The following is a 24,837-nucleotide window of genomic DNA, read 5'->3' as shown; positions in this document are numbered from 1 at the left end:
ATGGTGTCGTCGATCTTCACGTACAGTGCGGTCAAGAGGGTGTCCAGGTCTTGCGTCACAACATGATCCTGGATGCCCTCTCTTCATACCCAGACATCGACCCCTGACATCGGAACTACTCGTCTAGGAGGTGCGGTGCGGCGCGGCGCACGCCTTGCCGTAGCCGGGTCAGCGCCGCGAGGGGTGGCGTCAGGTCCGCATCGCGCAGGTCGGGACTGGTGATGGGTGTGGGTCGGTACCGGTGACGGCGTCGCTTCCACACCATCGCCACGGCGTAGATCAGTCCGGCGGCGAGTCCGGTGCCCATCGCGCCGCCGGCGATGATGACCCATTCCGGCGACGAGTTCGAGGATCTGTCGTCGCCGATGCCCGGCCGGGGTGTCGCGTCGCTGGTGCGGACGGTGGACGGGCCCGGTGCGGTCGTCGGGACCACCGGCCCAGGTGCGGCGGCTGACGGCGAGGCGGTCACCGTCGCCGAGGGCGGTACGAAGACCCCACCGTCGCCGCGTGCAGGTGAGCTCACCGAACTCTCGGGCCCGGCGGTGGCCGACGCACCCGGCACCGCCGCTGGTGGAGTGGGTGCGGTCGTTGTCGGTCCGGTCGTCGGATTTGTCGTCGGTGGCGCGGTGGATGTGGTGGGCGGGTTCTGGGTGGCGGGGTTGTCCGGTGGTGCGGTCGCAGCCGGTGTGCTGGTGGACGGCATGGTCAGCACCCACCCGGGGAAGATCAGGTCGGGGTCGTTGAAGGTGGTGCGGCCGGAGATGTGGGGCCAGTACCGGCCCTTGTTTAGTTGCCAGATCTCGGTCCATCGGTTGCCGTCGCCGAGGTACTTGTCGGCGATGCGCCACAGCGACTCGCCGCGGGTCACCGTGTGCTCGACTGGTTTGCCGGCGATCAGCAAAGTCACCGTGCCGACCGGTCTGAACGCGGGCGTGGCCGACACGCCGACCGAACCCGCAACGTAGGTCGTCGGCGCAGTGGTGCGCTGCAGGGTGTCGGCGTGTATGACGAGCGCCGCGGCCGGTGAGGCGTGGGCGGGCGGGCTGGTGAGCGAGGCGGTCAGTGATGCTGCGGGTGCGGCGACGACGATGCTTGCGGTGATCCCAGCGATGAGTGCGGCGGCCAGGCCCTGGGTGGGTGCGAGGAGCCGGTAGCGGGGTGCCCGTACGCCACGGGCAGCGGCCCAGATTTCGATGACGACGGACATCGCGAACAACAGCCACAGCAGCCACAGCAGGACGGAGAGCCCGTTGAGGTAGGTGGCGTCGGTGAGCCACTCCCGGCTGGTCAACGCCGTGCGGACCTCGGCCAGGGCGGGCATATGGTCGGGCAGGGGCGAGCCGATGTAGCGCAGCTGCGCGAGGGGGACGCCGAACAGCAGAGCGAGCAGGCCGACGGCGTTGATGAGCCGCTGACCGGCGCGGGCGGCTGCTGTCCACATGGCGCGCTCCTGGGCTATCCGGTGATGGGTGCGGCGGTGGCGGTGGCGCGGACGGTGAGTGCGTCGAGGCCGAGGATCGGCACGAGGATCCCGGGTCGGGTGACGGTGACGGTGACGCGGACCTCCTCTGCGGTTGCGGTGACGGTGCCCTGCTCGCCCATTCGGTTGAGGAAGGCGGTGGCTGCGGCCTGTGCGGCGGCGGGGTCGATCTGGACCACGCCGTTCTGGCGCAGCGCGCCGAGGTTGAGCTGGTTGGCGCCGGCGCGGGCGGCCTGCTGGGCGATGTCGGTGGCGTGGCCCCGTGCGCTCATGGCGTTGCCGCCTTCGAGGACGGCTCCGGCGAGGACGAGTACGACCAGGATGAGGAAAAGGCCGAAGGCTGTGGCGGAGCCACGGTCTTTACCCGCTGCAGGTCGCAGCGCTGTCCGTAGTCGACGAGAGGTCATCGGCCCTCCCAGGGCTGCGGGTCGTGCCGGTCGGCGGGTGGCCCGTCTGGGTCGATGTCCAGCCAGGGATAGTCGTAGCCGTCGGCGATGCGGGCACGTGCCGCGCTGACGACCGCATCGGTGGCTGACAGTGCACCGGCTCGCCGCTCGTCGAGCCGCTGCCACCAGTCGACGGTGACGATGGCGGGGTCGAGGTGGTAATGACCGCCGGTGTTGACGATGGGCTCTGGTCGTGGGCCGTCGGCAGTCTCGTCGCGGTCGGCGGGGTCGATGGCTTCCAGCGCGCCGCGGATGATGCCGCGTAGGTTGCTCAGGCAGGTTGACAGCCGCTGGTTCGCCTTCTGCATGGTGACGTCCGGCCACACCGTGTGGAGGATCTCGGCCAACGGGGCACCATTGCGGCGGACGACCAGGAACACCAGCAGTTCCATGCTCTTCGCGCGCAGGCCACGGATCGGCTGGCCGGCGGCGTCCAGCACCGCCGGCTCGCCGATCACGGTGATGCGGACCGGGCCACCCGACGGCGGACCGGAACCTCCGGATGACCGGGTTGTGGTGCTGGCCGGCGGACCAGGCGGCGGGGCGTCCACCTGGTCGGGGTCGCGGCTGTCGTCGGTCTCCGCGAGCGTGACGGTGATGCCTCCGGCCGTTGACGGCCGCGCCGGCAGCACGCCTGACCGTGCGCCGGCCGGCGGGAGTACGGCTTGCCCGTTGACCGCTGTGCCCTCCGCCGGTAACCGGTCCTCGACGGTGAAGGGCGCCCGCCACGACGCTTCATCCGGAGCCATACCGTGGCGGTCGGGCGCGCTGCGCGGCGAGGGGTTGTCGGTTTCGGCGATCTCGGCGTGGTCGGCCGACGGTGCGGGCTCGTCGGGGCCCGCGCCGGTCCCGGTGAGCGGCAGCCGAGTCTGGGCCTGCCGGGCGAGGAAGGCGCGGGCCGCGACTGCGGCCTCGTCGTCGCGGCCGTGGAGTACGTGCTCGGCGGTCAGTTCGCTACCGAGCAGCGCGGTCAGGCCGTCGTAGTCGGCGTTGGCCCGCAGCCTGCGGGCGACCTCGTCCATGTCGTAGGTGAGCACGGCGATGTCGGCCATCTGCTTGCCGGCCGCTGCCCAGATACGGTCGCGCAGGACATCGGCGAGGGCGGCGTCGCGCCGTTCCCGGCGGCGGACGATGAGCGCGGCCTGCAGCGAGCCGTAAAGGCCCAGCTGCGGGTACGCCTTGGCGAAGCCGCGGGCTTGGGCGGTGATCATCGGGTGGCGGATCCAGTGGCCCCACAGCTCGTATCGCGGTGTTGGTGCGGGCAGCAGTCCTCGGGCGCGCAGCCGGTCGCGGCGCTTGTTCTCCACGTCGACCCACCAGCTGACGAACCCGAGCACGCTCATCAGGGCGTAGAAGCCGCCAAGCAGGCGGTTGGCGTGCGTCACGACGTTGAACGTGGCGGCAGCGGCGGCGATGATCCCTCCGAGCAGCCGCGACGCGGCGGCGTACTCGCCGAGACGGCGGCGCACGTCGGCGTTGGACAGGAACGTCACGCCGCCGAGCTCCAACGCGAAGATGCCGCCGATCGCGATCCACCACGGCAGGTCGAACGCGGCCACCGCTCCGGTGGCCGTCCCATACAGCGCGACGATCAGGACCGCGGCGTAGAAGAGCCGTCGCATGAGCGCGGTGCGCCGCACCGCCGCGGCGAGGTTGTCGTCCAGTTCCTCCGCGACAGCGGTGGCCTGCGGGTCATCGAGCCGGGTGAGCAGTTCCAGCAGTTCCGGGTCCAGCGAGACGATCATTCCGGCGCTCCGCCCGCCGGGCGGTCGCTGACGGCCCTCAGCGCAACTGACCGGTAGGTGTCGATGGGGGCGGTGGAGGTCGATGAGGCGGTCATCTGCCCGGGGATGGCGTTCATCATGGCCAGCGTCGACAGGTCGACGGTGCAGGTGACGGTGACGGTGACCGAGCCGCCGCGCTGCCACCGGCTGGTGTCGACCGCCACGACAAGCCTGGCGCAGGTGATCGACCGTCCGGCCAGGTCGTTCTCGGCGGCCTGGCGGGCGGCTGCGGTCGCCGCGGTAGAGCTGCGTTGCAGGGACGCGGCGCGGGCCGCCGAGGCTGAGACGGATTCCAGGTCCAGGCGCGAGGTTGCCAGCTGGAAGGCTGCCGCGACAACGACGATCGCCAGCAGCATGCACGGGAGGAAGAAGCCGGCCACCTCCACCGACCACGCGCCGCGGTCGCCGCGCGCCGTGGACGCGAGGCTGCGGCGGCGCAGGACGGTGGTCGGCCGGTTGGACATCTAGTTGAGCCTTTCCACGGGCGCGTGGACGGTGACGGTGACCGGGGGACGGAATCCGGGAATGATCGAGGTGGCCGTGCCACGCACGGTGACGGCGACCTCGGTCGCGCTGCGGTCGATGTCGACCCTGGGGTCGTTGAGAGCGTTGCCGACCGCCGAGGCCAGGATGGCGTTGGCGTCGGCCTCGCCGGCGGCGACGGTGCCGCCGTGTACGCGGGTCTGCTGCGCGGCGTGGTTGGCGGTGTAGCGGGCGCCGAGGGCCGCCAGGCCCCACGTGACCGCTTGGACGCCGATCATCATCGCCAGCAGCATCAGCAGGGTGTAGCCGGCGACCTCGACGGTGACAGCGCCGCGGTCACCGTCGAGCCGTTGCCAGCGTGGCCGTTTCATCAGCTGCCGGTGAAGCCGATGGTGTACGAGAGGTTGTTGAAGAACGTCTTGAGGTCATCGCGCAGGATCAGACCGACCGCGCCGACGATGACGATGACCGCCGCGATCCAGAGCATTACCTCGACGGTCTGGGCGCCGCGTTCGGGCCGGGTGTGCAAGGCTGCGCTGCCTCTGGCCAGCATCCGGATGATGGCGTGGTTCATCGGGGGTGGCTCCTTTACCGGGTCAGGCTGGCGCTGATCGCGCCCATCGCCGCGTACAGAAGAAAGATCAGGTAGCCGAGGCCGAACAGCATGATCGGGATGGCCATCTGGGCGCTGTTGGCGTGGGCCCGGCGTTCCATGTCGGCGGTCGTCCGCGCCCGCATCGTTTGGGCGACGACGGACATGGTTTCGGCGACCGGTGCCCCGGCCGCGGCCTGTTCCATCGCGGTGGCGAGCTCGGCGAGCTCATCGACGCCGATCTGCGCGCCCAGGTCCCGTAACGCGGTCCAGGCATGGATGCGCTGCCGGCCGCGGGTCTGCGCCGCGGCGGCCAGTTCGCGGCGGATTCGGGTGGCGGCCCAGCCGGACAGCTCGTCCATGGTGTCGTCGAGGGCCTGCTCGGCGCCGGCCCCGCCGGAGAGGGCACCGCCGACGAGGTCCAGCAGCGTCGACAGGGTCTCGCGCATCTCGGCGCGGCGGACGTCGGCCGCCGCGTGCAGCCGGCTGTGGGTCAGCCGCACCGCGATCGCGGCACCGAGCAACGCCAGCCACAGCGGCAGTTGCCCGCCGAGTCCCCACAACACCGGCAGCGCGCCGAGGACCAGCATGCCGGCGAGGGCGATGACGATCTGCTGGGCCAGGTATTCGGCGGGGTCGCGGTCGAGGATCGCGAGATCGCGCAGTGTGCGGTCGCGGGGCAGGCCGAGTTGGCGCAGCGGCGCGGCGAGCGCGACGTCGAGTCGGCGGCGTCGACCGAGCGGGGCAACCGGCGGCCGGGACAGCCGGTCCAGGGCATCGACGAGCGCCGGGCGGGGCGGGTTGAGCCCAGATGCGAACACGGCCACGCCCGCGCCGACCAAACCACCGGCGGTGACCATGACGGTCAGCACGTCGCTCATGGCGTCCTCGCCTCCGGGTCGTCCCGCAGGACCCGGACGGCCTCGGGCATGCGGGTCAGCCGTTGCAGCCACACGGCCGCGAGCGTCCAGATCGCGCCGACGATGAGCAGGACGACCTGCCCGATGGGGCCGTCGAACGGTTCCAGCAGCGGCCGGTTGAACAGGTACAGGCCGACACCGACGATGACCACGATGATGATCACCAGTCGGGCGCTGGCCTTTGCCTCCGTCCGGGCGGTCTCGACCCGCTGCACCGCAGCGACCCGTTCGCGTACCGCGTGGGCGAGCCAACCGAGCTGGGCTGCGAGGTTGCCGGTGTGGCTGCCGGACGCCTTCCGCAGTGCCGTCGCGACCAGGTCGGCGGCGTGGTGGTTGACGTCGCGTTTGAACCCGGTCATCGCCACCGGCAGCCGCACGCCTGCATCGAGCGCGGCGGCCAGCCCGGTCGACTGAGCGTAGATCGGGGGCTTGGCCAGGTCGGCCGTGTCCCGGATCGCCTGCTCGATTCCGGCGTAAGAGCGCAGGCTGCCGCGTAGCGCCTCCGTCCACGACGCGATCGCGTCGAGCTTCGCCAGTGAGGCTGCCTCGGCCCGGCCGCCGCCGAGCATCGATGGAGCTGCGTAGGTGAACATGGCCGCCAGCAGCGCGGCCACCGGCCAGCGGGTGAACCCGGCGACCAGCGCGCTGACCGCGACCGCCGCGGCCATCCGGTAGCCGTTGCGGCCGGTGACGAGGTTCCGCAGCCGCGCCGAGGTGCCGGACCGGTCCGGGTGTTCGGTACGGCGGATCCCGGTGGCCACCAGCCACACCCCGAAGCCCACCGCGAGCCCACACAGGACGTTGACGCCGGTCATGCCTTAACGCCCTCCGCCCAGCAGCGTGGCGTCGAATCCGACGTCGAGCAGCTTGTCGATGGTGATGTCACTGAACCGGCTGGCCGGTATCGCGCGGCGGTCCGGGCCGGGCTTGTAGACCTCGTTCGAGCGGACCTGGGTCGCATCGGCGTCGACGACCTCCCGGACACCGGTGACCACCCGGGCGCCGTCGGCGGTCTTGCCCAGCTGCACCACGACGTGCACGCCGCCGCCGATGAGCTGGTAGGTGACGTCGAACGGCAGCTGTTCCTTGGACTGGCGGGCGTATCCGGCGATCTTCTTGAACGCCTCCCGAGTGCTGGACGCGTGAATGGTGGTCATCGACCCGTCGGTGCCCTGGTTCAGCGCGTTGAGCAGCGGGATCACCTCCGGTCCGCGGACCTCGCCGACAATCACCCGGCTGGGATTCATCCGGGTCGCCCAGCGGACCAGTTGCACCATTTCGATGCCGCCCGAGCCCTCGATGTTCGGATCGCGGGGCTGCATCGGCACCACGTCCGGATGGGCGGGGTCGGTGTCCAGGCTCAGCTCGTACGGGTCTTCGACGGTGATGATCCGCTCGTGCGGTCCGATCGCCGAGCACAACGCCCGCACCATCGTGGTCTTGCCGGTGTCCATACCGCCCGACACGACGATGTTGAGCCGGGCGGCCACCATCGCCTCGAACAGCTGCGCCATCGCCGGCGTCATGGTGCCCAGACGGGCCAGCTCGGCCAGGGTCAGCTGCATGAACCGGTGCCGGCGGATCGACACGCACACCCGCTCGGTCACCGACATCACCGCGAACAGCCGCGCCCCGCCTGGCAGGCGAAGGTTCAGCCGGGGCAGCCCCGGATCGAATCGCCGTTCTTGGACCCCCAGTGACGCGGCGACCTTGCGCAGCGTGTCGGCCAGCTCCTCATCCGACGACGCGACGGGGCCGACCCTGACTCGCTTGCCGCCGGCGTAGGTGATGAACACGTTCTCGGCCCCGTTGACGTCGATGTTCTCGATGTTCGGGTCGTCGATGAGCGGCTGCAGGTCGCCCAAACCGGTGAAGGCGTCCAGCAGCGACCGGCGCAGCTGCTCGCGAACCTCGTCCGGGACGGCCTGCTGGCCGCGCCGCAGCGCGCTCACGGTGTATTCGCGCACGACGTCGGTCACCATGTCCTCGACGAACGCCGCCCGGTCGTCGACCTCGCCGTGGCGCACCGCGGCTGCCAGCCGATCGGACACCTCGGCGTGCAGTTCGTCCCGCAGCGCGGTGACCTGCGCCGGCATCGGGCTCGTTGTCATGGCGTGGCCTCCAGCCTCTCCCGCGCGGGTTCTGCGGCCGTGTTCCGCCCGGTGTCGAAGGCCTCAGTAGCATCCGACGCGGGGTCGGCGGGCGGACGGTAGGTGAGCGCGAAGCTGCGGGCCGCGGCGAGCAGCGGACGGCGGGTCCAGCCCGCTTCCCGTCGTGCTCCGGGCTGTCGCCACCGGCGGGGCCGCTTGCGTCCGGCGAGGATGTCGGCCGCCACTGGGTCGTGCGGGACCGTGGCCGCGATCTCGATCTGCAGGTAGTCGGCGATCTCTTCGGGCTGGTGTGGTCCGTCGCCGACAAGCACCAGGCGCACGACGGGGCATCGCCGCCGCATGGTCGGCACCCGCATCCGTAGATGCCGCAGCTCCGCCGACACGGGCCGCGCGACCAGCAGCAGTTCGTCGGCCTTATCGAGGTAGGTCAGCACCGGCGACTGCGGGTCGAGGCGGCCAAGATCGGCGAGCACCGGCCGGACCGCAGCGAGCTCGCGCAGAACGCTTGGTCCCTTGATCCGCAGCTCCTCCACCGTCGCCGCCGCGGCATCGCCCGGTGGTGCCACGATCACATCGGCGCCGACCCGCAGGTGCTGCACGAACTCGGCGCCGTCACCGATCGGGCCGCCACGAACGCCCAATGCCAGGCTCGCCAGCCCGGGCTCGTCGTAGGTGTCCCAGCGGCTGCCCAGATCACCACCGGCCGCGTCTACCTCCACCACCACCGGCGGGGGTCCCGGGTGTGGCCAGCGGGCCGCCATTGCCACCGCCAACGTGGTCGCGCCGGGTGACCCTTTCGCAGAACCGAAACAGAGCAGCATCGCCCGCTCACCGTCCTGGGCTCTGCAGGATCAGCGCGACGTCTCCGGTCGCGGAGGCGATCCGCACCGCCGACTCGGCCGACATCTGCAGCGACACCACGGTGATTCCGGAGCTGTCGGTCAGGTCGACGGCCCTGACGACCGCGGGCGCTTGCGGCGGCGAGTCAACCGCGGCGCCCTGGGGCACGATGACGACGAGAACCGACGCACCAGGTGTCAGCCCTGACGGCGCCCGCCCCGTCTTGACCCCGACGGCGATGAGCGACTGGCCAGGCGGTGGGTCGGTCACCGCGCCGAGCTGATCGGAGGTCAACAGCGCGCCGGCGGCGAGTGGGACAGCTGCGGTTCGCCCCACTACCGCGCTCCGCTCGCTCGCGCGCACCACGTGCAGCGCCCGATCGGGAACGATGTGCACCACCCGGAGGTCCGCGTCGCTGAGTTGCGTCCCCGCCGTGACCGGACGTGCCATGGCGAGGACGTCGATGCCCGGATCGACGCGCAGCCCGACCACCCCGAATGCCACGGCGCCCAGCACCACCAGCAGCGCGCCGCCCAGCAGGCGGGGAACCGAGCGCCGGCGGCGCGTACCGGGCGCGTCCACGATGGTGCGGGCCTCGGGTGGTGTCCTGCGGGCCGTTGGCCTGGCGGACGTCGCTGTGCTCATCGCCGCGTGCTCCTCATGACTTCGTATTGACGGCCGAGGCCTCGACCACCTGGACCGAGACGCTCGCGGTCGAGCTGAGATCGGGTTCGCTGCCCGACGTGCCTCCGCCGGACCAGGTGATCCGCCACGTGATCTTCGCGGTCACCGGGTACGTGCCGCCGCTACTGCCCCGCGACGGAGAGGTGTAGGTGTGGCCGCAATCCGGCGACGCCTTCCTCGGGTCCGTGCCCGCCTTCCATGCAGTTCCCTGGCTGCATTCCTTGGTGCCGCCGTCGCCGGTGGACCAGGTCACCGTCGTCGGCGTGCCCACCGCCGTCACTGACAGACCGGCCAGGCGAGCCGTTGCGGACCGAGGCGACCACACCGATCCGTCGATCCACAGCCAAGTCGGCACGTATACGACCTGGGGGGCCGGCGGCGCCGGATTCAACCGGATCCGCGGCGCCGGCAATTTCAGGTGACGGATCGCCTCCTGGACAAGCAGCTGTAAACCCGGGTTTGAGTCGTAGACCCGGTAAAGGATCAGCCCCGGCGGCCAGAAGTTGGTGATCGGATCACCGCAGGAACCGACGTACCAGTACCCGGGTGGATCGACCTTGCCACCCAACGCCTCGGCGAACTTCAGGTCGTCGCCGATAGCCTTCTGCCAATAGCAGTAGCTCTCACCCAGCCAGCCCTTGCCCTCGATGTAGCAGGGGATTGTCTCGCCGGCCCCATTACGGCAGCCCGAGGACCCGCTGCCACCGCCTCCTTCCGACCCTCCCGGCGTCCCGATCTGGATCACGCAAGCCGGGTTGGTGGGATTCGCTGTGCAGTTCACCGGATCGCCCAGACCGGCCTGAGCGGCCACCGCATTGGTGAGGAGGAGGGCGACAGCAGCACCTCCGACCGCGAGAAGCCTTCGTGTCTCTGGCAGCATGCTTGAACCTCAACTCAGCACGTTCCGGCCGATTGGAGGGCGAAGGAGGTCACTTTCCAGTTCCCTTCGTCGAGGCGGGACACGCTGGCCTTCGCCGACTGTCGGCCGCCGGGAGTGTCCTTGTAGGGGGAGCCGTCTTTCGTGACCAAGCGTGTCTTGGACGTGTCGACGCAGTCTTTGATGTCGACCGTCGGCGGTGAAGCGTTCGGCCGCACCGTGGTCACCTTCGGGTGCAGCGTGACGTCGCCCTGGCCCACAAGGCCGTCGCGTTGCATCGAGGTCAACCCGTCGACGAACACCTTCAACGCGTCTCCTTGGGTGTATCGCGCAAGGTCGGCGTATTGCGGGTCTGGAATGCGGCTGGCATCGACGTACGCCCTCCACATGCCGCGGTATGCGTCCAGAGCGGTGGTCGCCTGTGCATCCGAGCTCGGGGATGGTGGCGTGGGTGCCGAGCTGGTGGCGGGCGCGGCCGGCGCCGAGCTCGGCACCGGCTCAGCGCTTCCTGGCCCACACGCGGCAAGGGCCACCGCCGTGGCGCCGACCAGCAGCGCCAGCCGCCTCGCCGCGTCCAGCCTCCCTCGGAAGCTCGTGCGAAGTCCGGTATGCGGGGACGACCTGGCGCAGGCCCTTGCCAACGTCGCGATGACGGGCGCGATGAGACATGCCCGGTGCTTGCGTGGCGCCATGGAGTCCTCCTGTTCGCTGGTCAATCGACCCGTGCCACTGTGTCAGCAGCTCAGACTGTCACCTCTCGTATCTACAGCCGTCACCTTCTGCTCGCAGCCGCGCGCTTCCCGCTGCGACCGCCGCCGCCCATCCCAGGTCAGATGACTGCCTAGAGCGCGGAGCCGGGGCTCCGGACACCAGCAACACCAACGGCTAATCTCGTGGAAACCTCAGTAAACATCGACCTGCATCGTACGCAGATCGACTGCGAGTGTGTCAACTGTTGTGAACGGGCTGATCCACCCTGTAGATTTGGGCGTGTTGCTCGAAGGAGCGTGCCTGTGTCGACCCACGTAGACGGTGCTGCCGGTCAAACCCTGGCCCAGCGGCTGGACAACCTCTTCCTGTCGGTGCGCCGGCCGGACGGGCGGGAGCACAGCCACCGCGAGGTCGCCGAGGCGGTAACGGCTGCCGGTGAGCCGATCTCGCACAGTTACATCGGCCAATTGCGTGCGGGCGACAAGGACAATCCGACGATCAAGCACCTGCGCGCGCTGGCGCGCTTCTTCGGCGTACCCGTGGAGTACTTCACCAACGAGGAGACCGCCGCTGATGTTGATCGCGAACTCCGCATGCTTACCGCGCTGAAGGAGCTGCAGGTCAAGACGGTGGCGCTGCGGCGCACGCTGCTGCCCGAGGCCGAACGGAGCCTGTCTGAGTTGGCGCGGATCGTCGAGGTGATCCGCGAGATCGAGATGACGCAGGACGGCGAGCGGCGAAGCAGGGAATAGTCGACATGTTGGGCGACAGCGGGGGAGTGAGCACGGGAACCCTTCTCGGGCTCGCTCAGGTCGGTCCGCCATCATTCGACGGTCGTGTAGCGGTTGAGCGATGACAGGGCCGGTGGGCATCGCTGCGCTCGCCCTGCTGTGGGCAGCGGTGATCTACCGGACGTGGCGCCTGCCCAGAGGAGCGCGAAGTCCACAGCGGATAGCGCTGTGGTTGGCGATCGTGGCTCTGGCGATCGCGGCGACTGTCTTCTACCCGGCGGTGTACCGGGCCTTCGACCACGCCGTCGGAGTGCCCAACCTCGCCGAGCTTGTCGGACACAGCCTGATTCTGATCTCAGCATGGCAGGCGCACTCGATCCTGATCTTCCTTATCTACCCGAGATCGGCGGCCCGCCGACGAACATGGGCACACGGTGCGCTGGTACTCGTCTGCATGGCGGCGATGGCGATCTTCTTCGGCTTGGCGCCGGTCGACCAGGAGGCCCCGCAGACGTTCACAACCCTGTACGCCGAGGCGCCGTACATCGTCCCGTACTGGGTGACCTTCCTTGTCGCGGCCAACTACCTGCTCGGCGACATGGTGCGGCTGGTCGCGCGCTACGCCGCCCGCAGCCCCGGCGAGCACCTGCGTCTGGGACTGCAGCTCATCGCCGTTGGCGGCTCGTTCGGAGTTGCCTACTGGTGCTACTGGACCGCGTATCTGGTTGCGCGCAATTCTGGGATGTCTGTCCCCGCTGACATCCGAACCGCAGGGCGCTTGTGCATGTTCGCCGCTATCGTCTTCTGCCTGCTCGGCTCCACCGTGCCCGCATTGGGACCCCGGGTTGGCCTACCGACTCCGTACGCCTGGTGGGCCAATTTGCGCGACTACCGCCAGCTCTACCCGCTTTGGCGCACGCTTGCCACAGCCGCGCCGGAGATCGTGCTCAACCGACCGCCGCTTTTCGTGGTCGACGTTCGGTTCTGGTTGAACCGACGGATCATCGAGATCGAGGATGGCTTGCGGCTCCACGGCCGGAATGCGCCCCACGTTGACCAGCCCGATCCGCAGCCATCGCATCAGCCCGCCCGGGACGGAGACCCGGTCGCCGAGGCGGAACTGATCCGGCAAGCCGTCAGGGTCGGACGTCCACAGGTGGACACGTCAGTGCCGCGCGCGTCGGCCGACGAACGCGCACGGGAAACAACGTCGAGTTACGCTGACCGGCTCCGATGGCAACTTCAGGTTGCGCGGGCGTACGCGAATCTCGACCGAGGAGGACGCTGACCCCCTACCGGCGCCGACCACCCGGCGGTTAGCTATCGGGATAACTGCACGACGACGGAAGGAGGTGGATGACGGACATGAGCAGCACGCCGGTCACGACCAGGCGGGCGGCGCGCGCCAAACTGCGGGCGCTGGGCATCGCCTTACCTTCGCCCTTCACGATCGACAACTTTTGCTCCCTGCTCAGCACGGCGCGGGGCCGCCCGATCCGGATCATCCCGGTCGACCTACCGCCACGAGCCGCCTCGTGCGGAGCCTGGCTCGCGACCGCCAGCGCGGACTACGTGTGTGTCGACAGCACCGCGCCGGCCCCGCTGCGCGAGCACATCGTCCTGCATGAGCTGAGCCACATCATCTGCGATCACGGCGGCGTCCCCGCGGCCGAGAAGGTCACGCAGTACGGCCTGTTGGATCCGTCCACAGTGCGGCGAATGCTCGAGCGCACGCTCTACGACAGCGCCGAGGAACGGGAGGCCGAGCTGCTCGCCTCAGAGATCGGATCCCGCATCAACCGGGGCCAGCCCTGGTGCACTCCCTCCGACGACGGCACGCGGCAGATCATCGAGGGCCTGGCTGTGGTTATGGACGGAGGCAACTAGTGGCCCACCCGACAGCTCGCCCGTCATCTACGACAGCCCCGGGTGCCATCGATCCCGCTCCTTTGTCCCCATCCGGGCGGCTGGCCCGCGTCGTGACCGAGGCGCTGACCCCTGCAGTGCTCGTCGCCAGCATCTCCCTCGCGGTGGCTTGGCACAGCCGATCAATGGGTTGGGGGATTGTCGCGGCCCTGTTCGCCAGCGGCATCCCAATCAGCTACATCGTTCGCGGCGTTCGTAGAGGGCACTACAGGGATCACCATGTGTCGGTCCGGGAACGCCGGCCTGCTGTGATCCTGTTCGCGGCGGCTTCGGTCGCCGTGGGCCTCGCGCTCATGGTCCTTTTTCGGGCGCCGCGCGACCTTGTCGCGCTGGTCGTCGCGATGCTCGCTGGCCTGGCGCTCACCCTCGTCGTGACCAAATGGTGGGGCAAGGTCAGCTTCCACACTGCGGTCGCGTCGGGCACGGCTACGACGCTCGTTCTCGTGTTCGGGCCGTGGCTCTACCTGGCCTGGCTGGTCGTCGGCCTAATCGCCTGGTCTCGGGTCCGGCTGCGAGAGCACACGGTGGCCCAGACGGTTGTCGGCGCCGTGCTCGGCGCGGCGGCGGCCGGCGTGGTCTTCCCCCTCGTTCGCTGAGCGGCACGGGATGAGCCTGGGCGGTGGCCGTGGACAGCATGGAGGCGTCGGGCTCTTCCTGCTGCCCTGAGCCGCTCGTTCGGCGAATCAAGATATTCACGACGGCCCGGCCCAACGTGCGGATCGGCATCGTCTCATAGCTCTGTCAGGGCAGCGAGGTAGCGGCAGTGTTCGATGACTTCGAGGTCTGCGACCGTGAGCGGGCCGTAGCTGTTGAGGAGCATTTTGCGTAGGTCTGGGCGCGTTGGCCAGATGCGGGTGGTCAGGCGGACGAGGTCGCGGGCGGCGAGGTCGTAGCGGCTGTGCTCGAAGTCGATCAGGCGTACGGTGCCGTCGTCGGCGTGGATGAGGTTGCGGGGCATGAAGTCGAGGTGGCAGGGCACGGCCGGTAGTGGTGCGAGGTCTTGGAGGGCTCGCATGTGGGCGCGTACCTCGTCCCGGTAGCTGGGTGTGATGCAGTCTCCGGCCTGACGTATCCAGTATTCGGCGCGTTCGGCGAGCCAGGCGGCCCAGTCCGGCTTTAGCCGAGCCGGGCCGGCTGCGTGAAGCGTCTTGAGGAGCTGCCCCGCTTGTCGGTACGCGTCCTGCTCGGCTTCGGGGTCAAGCTGACGCTGGTTGAGCGGAACGCCTGGTACGGCGGTGATGACGATTGCCGGTGGGTCAGGGGTTGCAGCGAGCAGCCGGGGCGCCCTGTCGCCCAGGGCGGGGATCCAGGTTCGGTATGCGTGAACCTCCTGCGTGTGGCGTTCCGGGCTGCGGTGCACCTTGACGATGACCTCTCCGTGCTTGGCGGTTGAGGCGCGCAGGAGGCGGGTGCCGGCGTGGCCGGGGTGCCAGGCCACGGGTGCCGCGTTGACGTCGAGGAGGCGCTGGCAGAGCTGAAGAAGGTCGGGGTCAGTCACAACTGGGGTCCGAGGTGCTGGGTGTCGTTGTGGGTGACGAGCTGCCAGATGGTGCGGCCGAAGCGGTTTGTTGGCCGCTGCCATCGGGAGAGCGAGGCGTGGGTGGTGACGAAGCCGAGCCGCAGGCAGGCGTTCGGCTGGAGTCCGAGGAGCAGGGTGTGGGTCGCTTCGACGGTTTCGCCGTGGGCGGCGATCAGGATCCGTTCGCCGTGGTGCCGGGCGAGGATCGTCTGGAGCGCCGAGGTCGCGCGACGGAGGTATTCGTTCCAGGTTTCGGAGCCATCGGCGTATGGGCGGTCGGGAGCGTGCTGGGGCGGACCTCGGAATGCGGTCTTGACGTCTGCCCAGGGGCGGCCGTCGGCATCTCCGTGGTCAGGTCCGCGAAGTTCCGGGTCGATGGTGATAGGCACGCACAGGGCCTGGGCGATGATGTCGGCGGTCTGGATTACCCGGCGACGTGGCGTGGCGTAGAAGGCAGTGTAGGGCCGTTCTTTGTGTTCGTCGGCAAGGCGGGCCGCCAGGCGTTCGACCTGGCTCCAGCCAAGGTCGGTCAGGCCCGTGCAGCTGCGGTTGCCGCCGACGATTCCGGCGACGTTGCAGGCGGCTTCGCCGTGTCGGGCGATGACGAGTTCGGTGGTTGGGGCCATCAGAGGGGCTCCTTCGAGGGGTCCGATCGGTCCGGCGCGAACGGATCGGGCCAGGGGCGGACCGTGGGCCAGGGTTGCCGGTAGCCGTTGCGGCCGAGGTAGCGAAGCGTCAGCAGGTGGTGCAGTTCGGCGTACCGGAGCAGGTCATCGGCGTGGCAGTGGTTGGGCGCGATCTCGGTGCGGTAGGCGTCGAGGCAGCGCGCGATGATGTGCTCGTCGATCCGTCCGTACATCATCGAGGTGGTGACGAGCAGACCGGCGAGGTCGTAGCCGAAAGGGGCGAGGGTCAGGTCGTCGAAGTCGACGACCGCGATGTTCTCGCCGTCTACCAGGTAGTTCCGGACGTTCGGGTCCTTGTAGAACGCGGCGGGCAGGTGGGGCCGGTCCACTACGGCATCGATCGCCGCCGGATCAACGCCCGTGACCGCGGCAGCGCGGTGCAGGGCCCTTCGGCGTGGGGTGGCGAAGTCGGGGATCACCAGCCCGGCCGACGTGGTGTGCGACCGGTCGAGGCGGGCGGCGTGCAGCTCGCGCCGGTACGCGGCGGCGTGAAGGCGGCCGAGTGTGGCGGCCACTCGGGGCAGGTCGACGACCCCGGGTGTCACTCCCGCCAACCGCTCGAAGGTCAGGTGCCGAGCGTCCCGCCCGCGCAGGTGCGGGATGCGTACGCCGGAGCCGAGGCCGGTGAGCCAGGCGTGATGAGCGGCCGCTGCGGCGCACCGCTCCGGGCCGTCGTACCGCTTGACGAAAAGAACACTGGTCATGGCCGCACCGCGACGGCGTAGCTGACGGTGGATCGGGTTGTGTACGGCGGGGCGGGCAGCCGTTGCCGGAGGGCCTCCGCGACGCCGGCGATCCCGCCGCTGAGGTGGATCTGGTACTTCGGCGTGGTGGCCAGGTACCGGGCGAGGTGCAAGGCGTCGGCGAAGCGGAAGCTGTGCTCGTCGTGGATGACGTCGAGCACGGTCAGGCCACCGTCGGCCGCGATGTCGTACAGGTTGCCGCTGTGGAAGCTCTGATAGAGGCTCGGTCGTTCGGTGGCGTACGGGTCGAGTCCGGTGGCCTGGACGAGCTGGTCAAGCTCGCGGTAGCTGTCCAGCGACTTGGTGACCAGGACGGCGGTGGCGCCGGGGCGGAGGCAGCGGGCGATCTCCGCCACCGCGACGGCGGGTTGGGCCGAGTGGTAGAGGCAGAACGCCGCGATGGCCGCGTCCGCCGCTCCGATCGGCAAGGGTAGGCGATGGAAGTCCGCGCACACCGCCGATGCATTGTCGCCTGCACGGCCGAGGCGAGTGAGCACGGTGCCGAGCAGCGAACGGGAGGCGTCCACCGCGATCAGTTGGCGAGGGCGAAGTCGGGCGGCCAGGTGCAGGGTGGTGCTGCCGCGTCCGCAGCCCACGTCGAGCACTGTCGCGCCGGCGGGTAGGCGTGCGGCGAGCAGGTCGGCGATGGTGTCGGCGACGTCGCACCCGCTGATCTTGGCTTCGTGTAGCGCACGAGTGCGGTGGGCCAGTCGGTCGGCGCTCCGGTAGAGGTCGCCGCGGACCCGGCCGGGGTCAAGGAACGGGTTGGCCGACATGAGCGACCTCCCGTCCTGCGCTGGTCAGGTGATGGGCTGGCTCTCTCGCCGTACGCGGTCGATGAGCTGGTTGGCCTGCCGGCGGCTGGTGAGCGAGATCAGCCGGACGTGCGGGCCATGCTCGCGGAGCAACGCCTGCACCCTCGGGCGCATGGTGCGCCGGTAGCCGAGGATGTAGCGGACGAAGTTCCAGGTGATCCGGTCGTAGACGCCGTCCTGCTGGTGTTGCCCGCCTCGATATCGCCACCGCCGCTGGGCGATGCCCCAGAGGCAGGTCGCGGCAGGCAGGTCGAGGAAGATCACGGTGTCCGTGGCCGCGAGACGGATGGGCAGGGTGCTGGCGTAGTTGCCCTCGATGATCCACCGCTCGCCGGCGACGAGTTTCTCCTGCTGGGCGGCGAACTCGTCCTGGGGCAGCGGCTTCCACTGCTCGTCGTAGTAGATCGCGTCGAGGTGGGTCAGTGGGGCGTCGAGGATCCGGGCTAGCTGCCGGGCGACGGTGGATTTGCCGCTGCCGCCGCAGCCGATGATGGCGATCCTGTCCATGGCTCTCCAGGGTAGGCGTGGGTCTGGGATTGGCGGATGCGACACGGTGGGTCATGGCCTGACACCTGCTGGATGATGAAGGAGGCGGTCGAGGACGTCGAGTTGGGTGGAGAGGCGGAACGGTTCGAGGTGCCGCAGGCATTCGGCGATCAGTCCGGCGTGCTCGCCGGTGCCGGCGACCTCGATCAGCCAGCCGATCCGGTGTCGTACTTCGGTGGCGTTGGCGACCCGCAGGCGAGACGGAGCGAGAGCAGCGGCGCCACGGATGTGAGACGGCAGGAGCGGTACGCAGCCGGCGAGGACGGCCTCGAAGATCCGTTGGGTCATCTGCCCGGCGGCGGCGTAGCGGGCTGGCAGTAGCAGCACGGTGGCGAGGGCGTCGGCGTAGATCGCGGCGACCTGCGGGAATCGCACCCGGCCGATGAACCGCAGGCCGGGCCATCGGCGGGTGTCGGACCACTTGCCGGCGATCAGGTGTGGCAGCTGCGCGGCGGCGGGTGCGAAGAAGGTGTCGAAGGCGTCGTCGCGGTCGTACTGGTTGCCGACGTAGACCAGCGGCCTGCGCCGGTGCCGAGCGGCGAGCGAGGCTGGGTCGGCGGTGTCGATCGCCTCGTCGGCGACTGGGAAGAGCAGCGGGACCGCACCGGGAGCCGGGTAGAGGGCGGGTTCGCAGATGGTGACGTTGCGTGCCTGGCGGAGTGGGTCGGTGGCGGGGAGCTGCCGGTCCTTGTCCCAGAGGATCGTCGGGGTGCCGAGGTGGTGGGTGTAGTGGGCGAGCAGGTCGGCTTGGCGGTGCAGGTCGCAGGTGTGGCCGGGCCGGCCGCAGCCTGTGGTGTTGCGGCCGGGGATGGGCCAGCGCCATTCGAGGAACAGCGCGTCGATGTCGGGTAGGCCGGTGTCCCACCGGTAGTGGCCGGTGAGGTCGAGTCGGGCTTCATGCAGGTCGCGGTTGGGTTGCAGGAACACAATGTCGTGACCGGCGGCGCGGAGGCCGTCGATGAGGGGGCGGCGGTGGCTGCGGCCGCCGTCGGGGGTGTCGGTGATGCCGGGGCCGAGGAATCCCCAGAAGCTGTAGCCGATCCTCACTTGGTCACCCACCAGCCTTCGATGAGCAGGGCGTCGAGGCCGGATTCGACGAGGCAATCGAGGGCCATGTCGGGTGTGCCGCAGATCGGTTTGCCCTTGACGTTCAGCGAGGTGTTGATCAGGACGGGGTGCCCGGTGATCTCGCCGAAGGCAGTGAGGACGTCGGCGAGGAACGGATGCTGCTCGCGGGTGACGGTCTGCACTCGGGTGGTGCCGTTGATGTGCACGATCGCCGGTAGGTGGTCCCGGGCCAGGTCGGTGACGGGGGCGGCGAGTGACATGTACGGCGAGGGCTGGCCTAGCCGGACGTAGTCGGCGGCCTTGTCGGCGAGCACGACCGGGGCGAACGGCCGGAACGGCTCGCGGAACTTGACTGTGGCGTTGAGCCGGTCGACCACGCCGCCTTCCAGGGGCGAGGCGAGGATCGACCGGTTGCCGAGTGCTCGCGGTCCGGCCTCCAGTGCGCCGGTGAGCAGGCCGACGATCGCTCCGGCGGCCAACTGCCGGGCGAGGTGGCCGACAGGATCAGTGGGACGACTCGCCCGTAGGCCGGGTCGTGGCGCGGCCGGCATGGCCAGGTCGGAAAAGGCGGGGCCGAGGTAGCAGCGGTGGTCAATGCCGGCGGGTGGACGGCCGGTTGCGTCGAGCCAGGTGGTGGCTGCGGCGCCGATGGCGGTGCCCGAATCGCCGGGTGCGGGCGGTACGTGGACCTCGTGAACGATGCCGGCCTGGGCAATCAGGCCGGCGGCGACGCAGTTCATCGCGACGCCGCCGCCGAGGCAGAGCAGTCCGGAGCCGGTCAAGCGCCGGGCGCGGGTGGCGAGGTGCAGCATCACCTGCTCGGCGCGTTCCTGCAGGGCGGCGGCCAGATCGGCGTGCACCGGTTCGACGGGTGCGGTCGGCGCGCGGGGTGGGCAGGTCGCGCCGGCGAACGCTGGCGTAACTCGGCCGTACCGGGTGGACAGGACCCGCAGTGCGAGTAGCGCCGGGTCGAGGGTGAACCCGGCGGTGGTGGTCCGGATCGCGCGGGACATGACGTCGCGGAAGCGGGCGGGATCGCCGAGGGCGGCGAGCGCCATCACGGTGCCTTCCTCGTCGCCGCGGCGCCAGCCGAGGTGTTCGGTGACGGCGCCGTAGGCGTAGCCGAGGGACGCCGGGTCGTTGATCGCGTGCACCAGGTCAAGGGCAAGGCGTGAGTTGTCCTGCCGGGCGTGCCAGGTGGTGGTGGTCTGCAGCTCGCCGAGACTGTCGGCGATCAGGACCGCCGCGTCGTCCACGCCTGCGGACAGGAAGGCGTACAGGGCATGCGCGCGGTGGTGCAGCACCGGTTGGAGTCGGGCGCAGGGGAATCGTTGGGACAGGTCCCGCATCCGCGCCTGGTACCGGCGGTGAACGGTGAGGAAGGTGCGTGCCCGTGCCACCGCCCGACCGCGGGCGGGAGACCGGGCCAGGTGTGCGGGGAGCTGACCGAGCGCAGCCAGGTAGCGGTGGCCGTCGAAGTTGTACGCCACCGTGGTCACGTCCTTCGCGGTCAGCCCGGCCTTGCTGAGCAGCCAGGCGACGCCGTTGGCCGGGTACGCCTTGCTGTGCTTGACCCCGTCCAGGCGTTCCTCCTCGGCGAAGCCGATCAGGTGCCCGTTGACCAGGAGCGCGGCTGCCGAGTCGTGGGTGTAGGCGCACAACCCGAGGACGACCTCGGCATCGCGCCGCCCGGCTGTCGCGGTCATCGCCGCTCTCCGGCCAGCGCATTGGCTGCGGCAGTCGTGGGCGTGAGGTGGTCGTACCAGGCGGACAGGGCGGCGCCCAGCGGGCCGGGAGTGTCGGTGGCGAGCTTGCGCGCCTGGTCGCGCTCGCCGGCCTTCCAGGACCGGTAGCTGGCCAGCACCCGGCCAAACTCCTCCCACACCGCGCCGTCCGCCGAAGTGATGTCGCCGGAGATCGTCCGGCGAAGGAGGGGGTCGAGGTCCGGCCAGGCCACCCGTACCAGGGGCATCTCGGTCGTGGCCGGCGGGCAGCGCAGGACGTCGGCAGCGGCCTCGGCGTGCTCGGCGTACAGGTGCAGGGAGTCGACGTGGTGGTGGTAGTCGCCCACGTCAACGCCGAGCCAGCCGGCCAGCAATTCCTGTATCAGAGTGGTGGTGAAGATGTCGTACGGGAAGCCGAGCCACAGGTCCTGACTGCGCATGCTGGTGTGCATCACCAGCCGGCCCTGTCGGATGAAGAACCGGTAGCCAAGGGTGCACGGCACATCCCGGTACCCGCGATGGTCGCGGGCCGGGTCGTAGATCTGGATCACCGCCCGCCGTGAATCCCGGTCCGCAGCCAGCTGACGGCGTACCGCGTCGAGCTGATCGACCACCGCATTGAGCTCGCCGCCCCAGCGGCGAAGTCGTGGCCCGTATGCCCCGCGTAGCACACCCTCGTCGGCGTAGCGGCGCAGGTTGTCGTTGAAGTCGAAGATCCACGGCTCCTCGGATCCGGACAGGATCCACAGCGCCTCCGCGACGGCGAACGCCGGATTGATCACCCGGGCGGGTGGCACGTGGACGAGCCGCCGACGTGGGTTGGTCAGGCACAGGTGCGCGCCGACGACCTCGGTGGTCGTCATCTCGCGCGGGCAGACGACGCGGCCGTTGAGCAGTACGGCCTGGCAGGCGGCGGTGAACAGCTCGCTCGCCGATTCGGCGGTCAACACAATCATGAAAGGCTCCATTGAGGGTCAGGAGGTGAAGGTGGTCAGCCGGTCGCGGGAGAGGTTGACCAACCAGGCGGCCTGGCGGGCGATGCCCTCGTGCAGGCCGACGGTGGGCCAGTAGCCGAGCAGGCGGCCAGCGCGGGTCAGGTCGGCGGCTGTCGCGGGAACGTCGCCGGGTTGGGCGGCCACGACCTTGACCGGGACCTGCCGGCCGGTGACCTGCGTTGCCGTGTCGATCGCGCCGAGCATGGAGACGCTCGCGCCGCCGCCGACGTTGATGACCTCGGCCTGGGTGTCGAGGGTGGCGGCGGCGATGGTCGCGGAGACGACGTCGCTGACATACGTGAACTCGCGTCGCTGGCTGCCGTCGCCGAACAGGGTGACCGGGAAACCGGTGTACGCGGCGAACAGCAGCCGCCCGATTGCCATGTCGGGTCGCTGCCGAGGCCCGTACACGGTGAAGTAGCGCAGCGCCACCACGCTCAACTGGCTGTCCGCGCGGCGGGCGTAGGCGAGGCACAGCTGCTCGGCGGCGAGCTTGCTCACCCCGTAGGGCGAGACCGGGCAGGTCGGGTCGTCCTCGCGGCTGGGCCGGTCGGCCGGGCCGTAGACACTGGATGACGAGGCGACGACCAGCCGCCGCACTCCGCTGCGGACGCAGGCGTCCAACAGCCGATGTGTGCCCACCACGTTGGCCTGGGCATAGTCGAGGAACTCCGCGCCCCACGAGGATCGGACCCCGGGTCGCGCGGCGAGGTGAAAGACGGTATCGCAGCCGTCCGGCACACCCTCGAGCTGATCGGTCGCCAGGTCTAAGCACAGCGGTGAACACAACGGACTACCGACCGCGGCGGCAAGGTTCTCATCCGCGAAGGCATCCCCGCCGAGCCGACGCCGGTCCACCGCCACCACCTGCACGCCACGCGACAGGAGCGCGTCAACCAGATGCGACCCGATGAACCCGGCCGCGCCGGTAACCAGAATTCGGGACATCATCGCCGTCCCCCTTCAGTTGTCGCTTCGGAGAAGATCTGCCGCCACACGTGCGTGAGCAACGGCGGATCGTTCCGTGGGATCCCGGCGCGACCGACAGCCCTCACCCGACGGGCAGGGGCTGGCAGCTTGGCCCCGCTGCCACGCGCGTCGGCGGCGTTGCGAGAGGCGTAGAGCGTCACGACCGGCCCGCCCTCGATACGGCTGGGCCGGGCGCGGACCAGCCAGGCTCGCTTCCGCCAGGACCGAATCGCACGGCGACGTGGTGGACCCGCCGGCGGGCCTGCGGGTCCACCACCGCGAGGCGGCGGCCGGGAGCGCCCCGCCGGTCACCCGCCCACGCAGCCCCGATGGCGGTACGCGGGCGAGGATTCACCCTCACGAACTCGGAGCCGGCCGCGCCGATCTGGTGCACCGAAGGTTGCGCAGGGTCACGCTCGATCAACGTGTCCACGATGAACCCCGCGATGTGCTGCTCACGGTCATCCGGACATGCCTCCTTGGCTTCGCTCTTGGCTGGCCCGGCGCCGGGCTAGGGGAGTGGGCGTACCCGAAGATCTCTTGCACCCACGAATGGCCTTCGGGTGCGCTGGCATCCGGCCCGCGCCGTGACTTCAGCTTTGCGAGCCAGGTAGCGAAGCGGCAGGTCCCATGGGCGTCACACGTTCTCACGTACGTCGACCCGGCGTGTGACCCCTGTTACGCTGCGGCACGGGATATGTGCCAGGGGGTCTCGTCTATGAAGCGGCAGCCGAACCACGCACTCGGTGCGCTGCTGGCCGAGACGACCTGGAGCAACGCCGGCCTCGCGAAGCGGGTCAACGCGCGGTGTGCGGCGCTCGGGATTCCGCGCTCCTACACGGCGACTTCCGTCGCCAACTGGCTGAGCGGGATGATGCCTACGGAACCGGTGCCGCGTATCCTCGCGGAGCTGTTCACCGATGGGCTACACCGCCGCATCGGGCTGCGGGAGCTTGGGCTGCCAGAGGACGTTGCCGTCGATCTTGGATTGGCGTGGGGCTCTACCGCGCGGGCTACCGTGGACACGGTCGCGACGCTGTGGAGGGCGGACATGGAGCGGCGGTCGCTGCTGCTGGGCTCGGCGTGGACTGCCAGCGCATTCGCCACGCCCACCCGCGAGTGGCTGCTCGACTGGCTTGACGAGGACACCAGCCATGCCGGCGGGCGCCGCGTCGGTCAGGCCGAGGTCGAGGTCATCTGGTCGATGTCGCAAACCTTCGCCGATACTGATCATCGGCTCGGCGGTGGCTACGCCCGATCGACGTTGGTGCACTACGTCAACGAGATCGTGTTGCCGCTGCTCGACGGCACCTATCCCGACCGCATCGGCCGGCTGCTGATGGCAGCCGTAGCGAGGTTGTGCGATCTCGGGGGATTCATGGCCTTCGACTCCGGCGGTGGACAACAGGGCTTTGCGCAGCGGTACTACATCCAGGCACTGCGGTTGGCTCAGGCTGCCGGCGACCATGCCCTCGGTGCTCACATTCTCTCCGACATGGCCATGCAAGCCCACTACCTCCGCATCGGCCGCGAGGCCTGCTCCCTGGCCCGCGCTGGTCAGCGGAGCGCGCGAGCCTCAGGCTCCTACTCCACCCTGGCGCGGTGCTGCGCTCTCGAAGCTCGCGCCCACGCGCTTGCCGGCGACGGGCGGCGGTGCGGCGATGCCATGACCCGAGCGGAACAAGCCCTCGCCAAGGTACGGCCTGAGGATGAGCCGTTCTGGATCGGATTCTTCACGCTTGAACAGCTTCACGCCGAGTTCGCGTACGCGGCCGCGGACCTACGCCGGGCCGCTGACGTCCAGCGCTTCGCACCAACGGTGTTGGCGACATCGGAAGGTATGGAGCGACGCCAGGTGCTGGTGTCCGCGGCACTGGCCAGCTCGTATCTGCCACCCGGCGACCAGGAAAAGCACGACGGCTCGAAGGTCGATGTGGAGGAAGCCTGCGCCGTGCTCGAAAAGACCGTGCCGCTAGTGCGCGTCCTTACCACGAGGCGTGGGGTAGAGGCCATCAACGGGGCGCGGCGGCGGCTAAAGCCCAACGCCGTGAAGTTATGGGCTGATCGGTGTGGTCAAGAGGTTGATGGTGATGGTTGCTTGGTAGGTGCGTCGGTCGACGCGCAGGCTTTTGTAGGCGTATCGGGACAGCGGTCGTTTGACGGCTCGGGGTTTGACGCGGAGCCGGC

The 24,837-nt window shown here is 69.7% G+C and carries 28 protein-coding genes; 5 read left to right on the top strand and 23 right to left on the bottom strand.

All coding sequences use genetic code 11. The annotated features are described in order from the left end of the window. Positions 1–115: 115 nt before the first annotated feature. The 13 genes from DLJ47_RS23170 to DLJ47_RS23110 all read right to left on the bottom strand — a co-directional run bounded on the left by DLJ47_RS23170 (position 116) and on the right by DLJ47_RS23110 (position 10,525). On the bottom strand, positions 116–1,441 hold the full coding sequence (locus tag DLJ47_RS23170; protein WP_109902692.1) for a LysM peptidoglycan-binding domain-containing protein: 1,326 nt from the start codon (positions 1,439–1,441) through the stop codon (positions 116–118). A gap of 14 nt (positions 1,442–1,455) precedes the next feature. Then, positions 1,456–1,887, bottom strand: a complete 432-nt coding sequence (locus DLJ47_RS23165; RefSeq protein WP_109902690.1) for a pilus assembly protein TadG-related protein — start codon at positions 1,885–1,887, stop codon at positions 1,456–1,458. Continuing rightward, complete coding sequence (locus tag DLJ47_RS23160; protein ID WP_109902688.1) at positions 1,884–3,671, bottom strand: hypothetical protein; 1,788 nt, start codon at positions 3,669–3,671, stop codon at positions 1,884–1,886. Before DLJ47_RS23160 ends, DLJ47_RS23165 begins: the two co-directional genes overlap by 4 nt. Beyond that, positions 3,668–4,066 (bottom strand): hypothetical protein, encoded by a 399-nt coding sequence (locus DLJ47_RS23155; protein WP_146228174.1) that lies wholly within the window; start codon positions 4,064–4,066, stop codon positions 3,668–3,670. Before DLJ47_RS23155 ends, DLJ47_RS23160 begins: the two co-directional genes overlap by 4 nt. Before the next feature lie 108 nt (positions 4,067–4,174). Beyond that, positions 4,175–4,564, bottom strand: a complete 390-nt coding sequence (locus DLJ47_RS23150; RefSeq protein ID WP_109902684.1) for a TadE family protein — start codon at positions 4,562–4,564, stop codon at positions 4,175–4,177. Next, on the bottom strand, positions 4,564–4,767 hold the full coding sequence (locus tag DLJ47_RS23145; protein ID WP_109902682.1) for a hypothetical protein: 204 nt from the start codon (positions 4,765–4,767) through the stop codon (positions 4,564–4,566). Before DLJ47_RS23145 ends, DLJ47_RS23150 begins: the two co-directional genes overlap by 1 nt. Positions 4,768–4,781: 14 nt before the next feature. Further along, positions 4,782–5,666: a type II secretion system F family protein gene (locus DLJ47_RS23140; RefSeq protein WP_109902680.1), complete on the bottom strand. Its 885-nt coding sequence runs from the start codon at positions 5,664–5,666 to the stop codon at positions 4,782–4,784. Beyond that, a complete protein-coding gene (locus tag DLJ47_RS23135; RefSeq protein ID WP_109902678.1) occupies positions 5,663–6,520 on the bottom strand; it encodes a type II secretion system F family protein in 858 nt (285 codons plus the stop codon). The genes DLJ47_RS23140 and DLJ47_RS23135 overlap by 4 nt, the downstream gene beginning before the upstream one ends. Positions 6,521–6,523: 3 nt before the next feature. Then, complete coding sequence (locus tag DLJ47_RS23130; protein ID WP_109902676.1) at positions 6,524–7,816, bottom strand: CpaF family protein; 1,293 nt, start codon at positions 7,814–7,816, stop codon at positions 6,524–6,526. Then, positions 7,813–8,577, bottom strand: a complete 765-nt coding sequence (locus DLJ47_RS23125; RefSeq protein WP_158289876.1) for a hypothetical protein — start codon at positions 8,575–8,577, stop codon at positions 7,813–7,815. Before DLJ47_RS23125 ends, DLJ47_RS23130 begins: the two co-directional genes overlap by 4 nt. A 67-nt stretch (positions 8,578–8,644) precedes the next feature. Continuing rightward, positions 8,645–9,238: an SAF domain-containing protein gene (locus DLJ47_RS23120; protein ID WP_158289875.1), complete on the bottom strand. Its 594-nt coding sequence runs from the start codon at positions 9,236–9,238 to the stop codon at positions 8,645–8,647. Between the two features lie 76 nt (positions 9,239–9,314). Then, positions 9,315–10,220: a hypothetical protein gene (locus DLJ47_RS35445; protein ID WP_146228172.1), complete on the bottom strand. Its 906-nt coding sequence runs from the start codon at positions 10,218–10,220 to the stop codon at positions 9,315–9,317. A 14-nt stretch (positions 10,221–10,234) separates the two neighbouring features. Next, positions 10,235–10,525 (bottom strand): hypothetical protein, encoded by a 291-nt coding sequence (locus tag DLJ47_RS23110; protein WP_146228171.1) that lies wholly within the window; start codon positions 10,523–10,525, stop codon positions 10,235–10,237. A gap of 705 nt (positions 10,526–11,230) precedes the next feature. Here DLJ47_RS23110 and DLJ47_RS23105 point away from each other — a divergent pair. The 4 genes from DLJ47_RS23105 to DLJ47_RS23090 all read left to right on the top strand — a co-directional run bounded on the left by DLJ47_RS23105 (position 11,231) and on the right by DLJ47_RS23090 (position 14,181). After that, the gene (locus DLJ47_RS23105; RefSeq protein ID WP_158289874.1) at positions 11,231–11,680 is read left to right on the top strand and encodes a helix-turn-helix domain-containing protein; all 450 of its coding nucleotides are present in this window, start codon (positions 11,231–11,233) and stop codon (positions 11,678–11,680) included. Between the two features lie 112 nt (positions 11,681–11,792). Beyond that, a complete protein-coding gene (locus tag DLJ47_RS23100; protein WP_109902666.1) occupies positions 11,793–12,947 on the top strand; it encodes an MAB_1171c family putative transporter in 1,155 nt (384 codons plus the stop codon). 68 nt (positions 12,948–13,015) lie between these two features. Next, positions 13,016–13,546, top strand: a complete 531-nt coding sequence (locus DLJ47_RS23095) for a hypothetical protein (RefSeq protein ID WP_109902664.1) — start codon at positions 13,016–13,018, stop codon at positions 13,544–13,546. A gap of 92 nt (positions 13,547–13,638) precedes the next feature. Further along, entirely contained in the window at positions 13,639–14,181 is a 543-nt protein-coding gene (locus DLJ47_RS23090) for a phosphatase PAP2 family protein (RefSeq protein WP_233257967.1), read from the top strand. Positions 14,182–14,315: 134 nt separating this feature from the next. On the opposite strand, the gene DLJ47_RS23085 is transcribed toward DLJ47_RS23090, so the two are convergent. From DLJ47_RS23085 to amcA, 10 genes are read right to left on the bottom strand one after another with little or no spacing between them, the layout of a single operon-like run. Then, positions 14,316–15,083, bottom strand: coding sequence for a phosphotransferase enzyme family protein (locus DLJ47_RS23085; RefSeq protein WP_233257966.1), 768 nt, complete (start codon positions 15,081–15,083; stop codon positions 14,316–14,318). Next, a complete protein-coding gene (locus tag DLJ47_RS23080; RefSeq protein WP_109902660.1) occupies positions 15,080–15,730 on the bottom strand; it encodes a histidine phosphatase family protein in 651 nt (216 codons plus the stop codon). Before DLJ47_RS23080 ends, DLJ47_RS23085 begins: the two co-directional genes overlap by 4 nt. Continuing rightward, complete coding sequence (locus DLJ47_RS23075) at positions 15,730–16,494, bottom strand: phosphotransferase (RefSeq protein ID WP_109902658.1); 765 nt, start codon at positions 16,492–16,494, stop codon at positions 15,730–15,732. Before DLJ47_RS23075 ends, DLJ47_RS23080 begins: the two co-directional genes overlap by 1 nt. Further along, complete coding sequence (locus DLJ47_RS23070; protein WP_109902656.1) at positions 16,491–17,309, bottom strand: class I SAM-dependent methyltransferase; 819 nt, start codon at positions 17,307–17,309, stop codon at positions 16,491–16,493. The genes DLJ47_RS23075 and DLJ47_RS23070 overlap by 4 nt, the downstream gene beginning before the upstream one ends. 24 nt (positions 17,310–17,333) lie before the next feature. Next, positions 17,334–17,855, bottom strand: coding sequence for a topology modulation protein (locus tag DLJ47_RS23065; RefSeq protein WP_109902654.1), 522 nt, complete (start codon positions 17,853–17,855; stop codon positions 17,334–17,336). 51 nt (positions 17,856–17,906) lie between these two features. Continuing rightward, entirely contained in the window at positions 17,907–18,941 is a 1,035-nt protein-coding gene (locus tag DLJ47_RS23060; RefSeq protein WP_199235976.1) for a hypothetical protein, read from the bottom strand. Continuing rightward, a complete protein-coding gene (locus tag DLJ47_RS23055) occupies positions 18,938–20,668 on the bottom strand; it encodes a carbamoyltransferase family protein (protein WP_109902650.1) in 1,731 nt (576 codons plus the stop codon). The genes DLJ47_RS23060 and DLJ47_RS23055 overlap by 4 nt, the downstream gene beginning before the upstream one ends. Beyond that, positions 20,665–21,642 (bottom strand): thymidylate synthase, encoded by a 978-nt coding sequence (locus tag DLJ47_RS23050; protein ID WP_109902648.1) that lies wholly within the window; start codon positions 21,640–21,642, stop codon positions 20,665–20,667. Before DLJ47_RS23050 ends, DLJ47_RS23055 begins: the two co-directional genes overlap by 4 nt. Before the next feature lie 18 nt (positions 21,643–21,660). Further along, entirely contained in the window at positions 21,661–22,632 is a 972-nt protein-coding gene (locus DLJ47_RS23045; RefSeq protein ID WP_233257965.1) for an NAD-dependent epimerase/dehydratase family protein, read from the bottom strand. After that, positions 22,629–22,811 (bottom strand): multiple cyclophane-containing RiPP AmcA, encoded by a 183-nt coding sequence (gene amcA, locus DLJ47_RS37910; protein ID WP_446723591.1) that lies wholly within the window; start codon positions 22,809–22,811, stop codon positions 22,629–22,631. The genes DLJ47_RS23045 and amcA overlap by 4 nt, the downstream gene beginning before the upstream one ends. Positions 22,812–23,368: 557 nt before the next feature. Here amcA and DLJ47_RS23040 point away from each other — a divergent pair. Next, positions 23,369–24,837, top strand: a 1,469-nt coding sequence (locus DLJ47_RS23040) for a hypothetical protein (RefSeq protein WP_146228170.1), incomplete at its 3' end; no start/stop codon positions are given.

Origin of the sequence: Micromonospora sp. S4605 (genome assembly GCF_003176715.1) — a bacterium.
Classification (GTDB): Bacteria; Actinomycetota; Actinomycetes; order Mycobacteriales; family Micromonosporaceae; genus Micromonospora; species Micromonospora echinaurantiaca.
Note: the sequence above shows the minus strand (reverse complement) of the source record. Positions and strands in the feature narration are given on the sequence as shown.

What these genes read in the sequence shown, in the direction of transcription:
- DLJ47_RS23170 (WP_109902692.1), bottom strand. Translation starts at nt 1,441, where the DNA reads ATGTGGACAGCAGCCGCCCGCGCCGGTCAGCGGCTCATCAACGCCGTC.
- DLJ47_RS23165 (WP_109902690.1), bottom strand. Translation starts at nt 1,887, where the DNA reads ATGACCTCTCGTCGACTACGGACAGCGCTGCGACCTGCAGCGGGTAAA.
- DLJ47_RS23160 (WP_109902688.1), bottom strand. Translation starts at nt 3,671, where the DNA reads ATGATCGTCTCGCTGGACCCGGAACTGCTGGAACTGCTCACCCGGCTC.
- DLJ47_RS23155 (WP_146228174.1), bottom strand. Translation starts at nt 4,066, where the DNA reads ATGCTGCTGGCGATCGTCGTTGTCGCGGCAGCCTTCCAGCTGGCAACC.
- DLJ47_RS23150 (WP_109902684.1), bottom strand. Translation starts at nt 4,564, where the DNA reads ATGAAACGGCCACGCTGGCAACGGCTCGACGGTGACCGCGGCGCTGTC.
- DLJ47_RS23145 (WP_109902682.1), bottom strand. Translation starts at nt 4,767, where the DNA reads ATGAACCACGCCATCATCCGGATGCTGGCCAGAGGCAGCGCAGCCTTG.
- DLJ47_RS23140 (WP_109902680.1), bottom strand. Translation starts at nt 5,666, where the DNA reads ATGAGCGACGTGCTGACCGTCATGGTCACCGCCGGTGGTTTGGTCGGC.
- DLJ47_RS23135 (WP_109902678.1), bottom strand. Translation starts at nt 6,520, where the DNA reads ATGACCGGCGTCAACGTCCTGTGTGGGCTCGCGGTGGGCTTCGGGGTG.
- DLJ47_RS23130 (WP_109902676.1), bottom strand. Translation starts at nt 7,816, where the DNA reads ATGACAACGAGCCCGATGCCGGCGCAGGTCACCGCGCTGCGGGACGAA.
- DLJ47_RS23125 (WP_158289876.1), bottom strand. Translation starts at nt 8,577, where the DNA reads ATGGCGGCCCGCTGGCCACACCCGGGACCCCCGCCGGTGGTGGTGGAG.
- DLJ47_RS35445 (WP_146228172.1), bottom strand. Translation starts at nt 10,220, where the DNA reads ATGCTGCCAGAGACACGAAGGCTTCTCGCGGTCGGAGGTGCTGCTGTC.
- DLJ47_RS23095 (WP_109902664.1), top strand. Translation starts at nt 13,016, where the DNA reads ATGACGGACATGAGCAGCACGCCGGTCACGACCAGGCGGGCGGCGCGC.
- DLJ47_RS23080 (WP_109902660.1), bottom strand. Translation starts at nt 15,730, where the DNA reads ATGGCCCCAACCACCGAACTCGTCATCGCCCGACACGGCGAAGCCGCC.
- DLJ47_RS23075 (WP_109902658.1), bottom strand. Translation starts at nt 16,494, where the DNA reads ATGACCAGTGTTCTTTTCGTCAAGCGGTACGACGGCCCGGAGCGGTGC.
- DLJ47_RS23070 (WP_109902656.1), bottom strand. Translation starts at nt 17,309, where the DNA reads ATGTCGGCCAACCCGTTCCTTGACCCCGGCCGGGTCCGCGGCGACCTC.
- DLJ47_RS23065 (WP_109902654.1), bottom strand. Translation starts at nt 17,855, where the DNA reads ATGGACAGGATCGCCATCATCGGCTGCGGCGGCAGCGGCAAATCCACC.
- DLJ47_RS23055 (WP_109902650.1), bottom strand. Translation starts at nt 20,668, where the DNA reads ATGACCGCGACAGCCGGGCGGCGCGATGCCGAGGTCGTCCTCGGGTTG.
- DLJ47_RS23050 (WP_109902648.1), bottom strand. Translation starts at nt 21,642, where the DNA reads ATGATTGTGTTGACCGCCGAATCGGCGAGCGAGCTGTTCACCGCCGCC.
- DLJ47_RS23045 (WP_233257965.1), bottom strand. Translation starts at nt 22,632, where the DNA reads ATGATGTCCCGAATTCTGGTTACCGGCGCGGCCGGGTTCATCGGGTCG.